Annotated in this window: 5 protein-coding genes; all 5 read left to right on the forward strand. The window is 64.8% G+C overall.

Features of this window, described 5'->3' with window-relative positions:
* Nucleotides 1-399, forward strand: a 399-nt coding sequence (locus tag L0G76_RS13420) for an amidohydrolase family protein (protein ID WP_304357678.1), incomplete at its 5' end; no start/stop codon positions are given.
* Nucleotides 384-878, forward strand: a complete 495-nt coding sequence (locus L0G76_RS13425; RefSeq protein WP_304357679.1) for a PH-like domain-containing protein — start codon at nt 384-386, stop codon at nt 876-878. The genes L0G76_RS13420 and L0G76_RS13425, both read left to right, overlap by 16 nt.
* Nucleotides 875-2,026, forward strand: a complete 1,152-nt coding sequence (gene carA / locus L0G76_RS13430) for a glutamine-hydrolyzing carbamoyl-phosphate synthase small subunit (RefSeq protein ID WP_304357680.1) — start codon at nt 875-877, stop codon at nt 2,024-2,026. The genes L0G76_RS13425 and carA overlap by 4 nt, the downstream gene beginning before the upstream one ends.
* A gap of 9 nt (nt 2,027-2,035) precedes the next feature.
* The gene (carB, locus tag L0G76_RS13435) at nt 2,036-5,311 is read left to right on the forward strand and encodes a carbamoyl-phosphate synthase large subunit (protein WP_304357681.1); all 3,276 of its coding nucleotides are present in this window, start codon (nt 2,036-2,038) and stop codon (nt 5,309-5,311) included.
* Nucleotides 5,311-5,899 (forward strand): orotidine-5'-phosphate decarboxylase (gene pyrF, locus L0G76_RS13440; protein ID WP_304357682.1); only part of this gene is annotated, 589 nt, incomplete at its 3' end. The genes carB and pyrF, both read left to right, overlap by 1 nt.

The following is a 5,899-nucleotide window of genomic DNA, read 5'->3' on the forward strand; positions in this document are numbered from 1 at the left end:
CACACCTCGGAGCACAAATGCAGTGAGTGGACGGCCGCGGCCATGGGCATGGTCGGCATGGAGACGGCGCTGCCCATCGTCGTCGAGGCGATGGCCGACTACGACTTCGACTTCGGCGACCTCGCCCGTGTCATGTCGGTGACTCCCGCGCGGATCACCGGAGCAACGGGACACGGCAGCCTCGAGATCGGCGCGAGCGCGAACATCGTCCTCATCGATCCGGCCTCGGCGCACACGATCGTGCCCGATGACCACGCCACGAAGGGACGCAACAACCCCTTCGCCGGTCTCGAAGTCTCCACCTCGATCACCGACACCTTCTTCTACGGCCACCGGGTGCTCTCCGGCGGACGACTCAGCACACCCCACCCGGCAGGAGCATCATGGACAGACCAGTGAGCGTCATCATCATCGCAGTCGTCTTCCTTCTCCTGATCCTTGCGATCACCTGGGGGTGGAGCCGACGAAAGAAGAGTCAGACGGAGATGCCGCAGCCGACGAAACCGCATATGGGAATCACACCCGTCTCCGATCCCGTCGAAGGATTCTATGTCTCGACGACCTTGGCCGGACACCCGCTCGAACGAGTCGCCGTCCACGGTCTCGGCATTCGCACCACGGGAGAGATCGTCATCACCGACGGGGGAGTCGTCATGGACCTGGCAGGACGTGAGGACTTCCTCATCCCGCGGCGCGATATCGTCTCCGTCGACACCACCGCCGGCATGATCGGCAAATTCGTCGAACGCGGCGGCATCGTGCGCATCACCTGGCGACTGGGGGAGACCCTCGTCGACACCGGCTTCCGCGCCCGCTACGCCGCCAGCACCACCCCCACCGTCGACCGCATCCGCGAAATGATCGAAGAGGCACAATGAGACTGTCCACCACACCCGCCGTCCTCATCCTCGAAGACGGCCGCACCTTCCGCGGTTCCGCCTACGGAGCCACCGGTGAGACCCTGGGCGAAGCGGTCTTCGTCACCGCGATGTCGGGCTATCAGGAGACGCTGACCGACCCGTCCTACCACCGTCAGATCGTGATCCAGACAGCGCCGCACATCGGCAATACCGGCATCACCGATGATGACGACGAATCGGGCAAGATCTGGGTCGCCGGCTATGTTGTCCGCGACGCTTCACGCGTGTCCTCGAACTGGCGCTCCATCGGAGACCTGTCCACCCGCCTCGAGGAATCGGGCATCGTGGGCATCAGCGACGTCGACACCCGCGCTCTGACCCTGCACCTGCGCGAAGCCGGAGCCATGCGCATGGGCATCTTCTCCGGACCCGCAGCCGCAGCCGACGAGGCCGAACTGCTGGCCAAGGTCCAGGCCTCACCGCACATGGCCGGAGCGAAGCTCGCCGAAGAGGTTTCGATCACCGAACCCCAGCTCATCCCCGCCGTGGGGGAGAAGAAGTTCAGCGTCGCGGCAGTGGACCTGGGCATCAAGTCCATGACGCCGGAACGGCTGAGCGAACGCGGCATCGACGTCCACGTCCTGCCCGCCACGACGAGCTTCGAGCAGATCCAGGCGCTGGGAGTCGACGGAGTGTTCTTCTCCAACGGTCCCGGTGACCCCGCCACCGCCGATGCACAAGTCGAACTCCTCCGCGAGGTCCTGAGCGCGAAGATCCCATTCTTCGGAATCTGCTTCGGCAACCAGCTGCTCGGTCGGGCGTTGGGCTTCGGCACATACAAACTGCCCTTCGGACATCGCGGAATCAACGTTCCGGTCATGGACCGCACCACGGACAAGGTCGAAATCACCTCTCAGAATCACGGCTTCGCCGTCGACGCTCCCTTGGACGGTGAGACACAGGCCCCGCATGATGCGAACTTCGGTCGCGTGAGCGTCTCCCACGTGTGCCTCAACGACGACGTGGTCGAAGGACTCCAGTGCCTCGACATCCCCGCGTTCTCCGTCCAGTTCCACCCGGAGGCCGCAGCCGGTCCCCACGATTCGAGCTACCTGTTCGATCGCTTCATCGACCTCATGTCCGCTTCCCAGGTCGCACAGGCCTAAGGAGAACCCATGCCACTCAGACAAGATCTCACATCCGTCCTCGTCATCGGCTCCGGCCCCATCGTCATCGGGCAGGCCTGCGAGTTCGACTACTCGGGCACCCAGGCCTGTCGTGTGCTGCGCGAAGAGGGCCTGCGCGTCATCCTCATCAACTCGAACCCGGCGACGATCATGACCGATCCCGACGTCGCCGACGCCACCTATGTCGAACCCATCGCCCCCGACATCATCGAATCGATCATCGACAAGGAACGCCCCGACGCGATCCTGCCGACCTTGGGCGGTCAGACAGCACTCAACGCCGCGATCGAACTCCACGACGCGGGAACCCTCGAAAAGTACGGGGTCGAACTCATCGGCGCCGACGTCGACGCCATCCAGCGCGGCGAGGATCGCCAGAAGTTCAAGACCATCGTCGAAGAATGCGGCGCGGAATCGGCCAAGTCCGTCATCTGCCACACCATTGAGGAGGCCCTGGCCGGGGCCGAAGAGCTCAACTATCCGGTCGTCGTGCGCCCCTCGTTCACGATGGGCGGTCTGGGCTCAGGCATGGCCTATGACGAGACCGACCTGCGGCGCATCGCCGGAGCCGGCCTGGGCGATTCGATGAACCACGAGGTGCTCCTCGAGGAATCGATCCTCGGCTGGAAGGAATACGAACTCGAACTCATGCGCGACCACAAGGACAACGTGGTCGTCGTGTGCTCGATCGAGAACGTCGACCCGGTGGGCGTGCACACCGGTGACTCGATCACAGTGGCACCGTCGCTGACCCTGACCGACCGCGAATACCAGAAGATGCGCGACATCGGCATCGACGTCATCCGCGCCGTCGGCGTGGCCACCGGCGGCTGCAACATCCAGTACGCCGTCGATCCGAAGACCGGCCGCATCGTCGTCATCGAGATGAACCCGAGAGTTTCGCGCTCCTCGGCACTGGCCTCGAAGGCCACGGGATTCCCGATCGCGAAGATGGCAGCGAAGCTGGCCGTGGGCTACTCGCTCGACGAGATCCCGAACGACATCACGAAGGTCACACCCGCCAGTTTCGAACCGACCCTCGACTACGTCGTGGTCAAGATCCCACGGTTCACGTTCGAGAAGTTCCCTGCAGCCGATCCGACGCTGACCACGACCATGAAATCCGTGGGCGAGGTCATGGCTCTGGGCCGCAACTTCACCACCGCACTGCAGAAGGCCATGCGCTCGATGGAGCAGCGGGAGGCCTCGTTCTCCTGGAACGACCTGCCCGACATCAGCGACGAGGACGTCAAAGACTCCGTCCTCGAATCGATCTCGCATGCCACGGCCGATCGCATCCATTCCGTGCAGCGGGGACTGGCCGCCGGTCTGAGCAATGCGGAGGTCTTCGACGCCTGCGAGATCGATCCCTGGTTCCTCGACCAGATCGAACTCATCAACGAAGTCGCCGAGTTCATCTCCTCGGCAGACGAACTCGACGCCCAGGTGCTGCAGATTGCGAAGAACCACGGCTTCTCCGACGAGCAGATCGCCAGCCTGCGCAAGCTCGACACCGGTGTCGTCACCGGAGTCCGTCACGCTCTGCGCATCCGCCCCGTGTTCAAGACCGTCGATACCTGCGCCGGCGAGTTCGCCGCACACACGCCGTACCACTATTCGAGCTATGACCAGGAGACCGAGGTCGCGCCCCGTGAGAAGCCGGCCGTGATCATCCTCGGTTCGGGGCCGAACCGGATCGGTCAGGGCATCGAATTCGACTACTCATGCGTGCACGCGACGATGGCCATCTCCGACGCCGGTTTCGAGACGATCATGGTCAACTGCAACCCCGAGACCGTGTCCACGGACTACGACACCGCCGATCGCCTCTACTTCGAGCCCCTGACCTTCGAAGACGTGATGGAGGTCTACCACGCCGAGGTGGCCGCCGGTCCCGTCCTCGGCGTCGTCTGCACCTTGGGCGGGCAGACCCCGCTGGGCTTGGCCGACAAGCTCAAGGCCGCAGGAGTGCCGGTCCTGGGCACCCAGCCCGAAGCCATCGACCTGGCCGAAGACCGGGGCGAATTCGGTGCCGTCCTCGACCGAGCCGGTCTCACCGCACCGAAGCACGGCACCGCGGTGACCTATGCCGAGGCCGAGAAGATCGCCGAGGAGATCGGTTACCCGGTCCTCGTGCGCCCCTCATATGTGCTCGGTGGCCGCGGCATGCAGATCGTCTACGACCGCACTCAGCTCGTTGACTACATGGCCACGGCCACCGAGATCTCCGTCGAGCGTCCCGTCCTCGTCGACCGGTTCCTCGAGGACGCCATCGAGATCGACGTCGATGCCCTCTACGACGGCACCGACATCTTCATCGGCGGCATCATGGAGCACATCGAGGAGGCCGGAATCCACTCCGGTGACTCGGCGTGCGTGCTGCCGTCGCTGACCCTGGGCGATGACGTGCTCCACCGTGTCCGCACGGCCACAGCGGCGATCGCCGAGGGGACGAATGTGCGCGGGCTGCTCAACATTCAGTTCGCGATCACCGCCGACGTCCTCCACGTCATCGAGGCCAACCCCCGCGCTTCGCGGACCGTGCCCTTCGTCTCGAAGGCCACATCGACGCAGCTGGCGAAGGCCGCTGCCCTCATCGCCGTCGGACGCACCATCGCCGACATGCGCGGGACCATGCTTCCGGAGGCCGGTGACGGTTCGACCCTGCCGCTGGATCACCCGATCGCGGTCAAGGAAGCGGTCCTGCCGTTCCGCCGATTCCAGACTGTCGAGGGCAAGGTCGTCGATTCGATCCTCGGACCGGAGATGCGTTCGACCGGTGAGGTCATGGGCATCGACCACGATTTCCCGACGGCCTTCGCCAAGGGACTCCTGGGAGCTTCGATCAAGCTGCCGACGTCGGGCACCGTGTTCGTGTCTGTGGCAGACCGGGACAAACGCGCCATGGTTCTGCCTGTCAAGGAACTCGTCGACATGGGCTTCGACGTCGTCGCCACGACCGGCACGGCTGCGGTGCTGTCCCGGTACGGCATCAAGACCACTCAGGTCCACAAGCACTTCGAGGCCGACGCCGAGGACCGGTCGGTGCTGGACTACCTGGCCGCGGGCACGATCGACATGGTCATCAACGTCCCATCCGGACGGCAGGAACGGGCGGACGGCTATGAGATCCGTGCCTCAGCGACCGCGAACTCCGTGCCGCTGATCACCACGCTGGCCGAATTCGCCGCGGCAGTCACTTCGCTCGAGGTCGTTCGTGACAAGACCTTCAAGGTTCGCAGCCTGCAGGACTGGAGCGCGTGATGTTCGGTGCCCGGCTGAGGGCGGCCATGGACGAGCACGGGCCGCTGTGCGTGGGCATCGACCCCCATGACCATCTGCTCGAGGCCTGGGGGCTGCCGTGCACAGCGGATGGGGTGCGCGAATTCTCACTGCGCACAGTGGCCGAGCTGTCCGGGAGTGTGGCCGCGGTGAAACCGCAGTCAGCCTTCTTCGAGCAGTACGGTTCGGCCGGAGTCGCCGTTCTCGAAGAGACCCTCGCGGCCTGTCGGGCACACGAACTCATCAGCGTTCTCGACGTCAAACGCGGGGACATCGGGTCCACCATGGGAGCCTACGCGCGTGCCTACCTGGACCCCGCCTCGGCGTTGGCAGCCGACTCGATCACGGTGTCTGCGTACCTCGGATTCGGAGCGCTGGACCCGGCATTCGACCTCGCCGAGGCCCATGATCGGGGGGTCTTCGTGCTCGCACTGACCTCGAATCCGGAAGGGGCAGAGGTTCAGCACGCCAGACGTGGTCCGGCCGCCTCGGGATTCGGTGATTCCGTGGCCGGCTCGATCGTCTCCCAGGTCGCAGCCCGCAACGCAGGCTCCGGTCCCGGTCCCGGTC

Origin of the sequence: Brevibacterium picturae (assembly GCF_030453725.1) — a bacterium.
GTDB classification, from domain to species: Bacteria; Actinomycetota; Actinomycetes; order Actinomycetales; family Brevibacteriaceae; genus Brevibacterium; species Brevibacterium sandarakinum_A.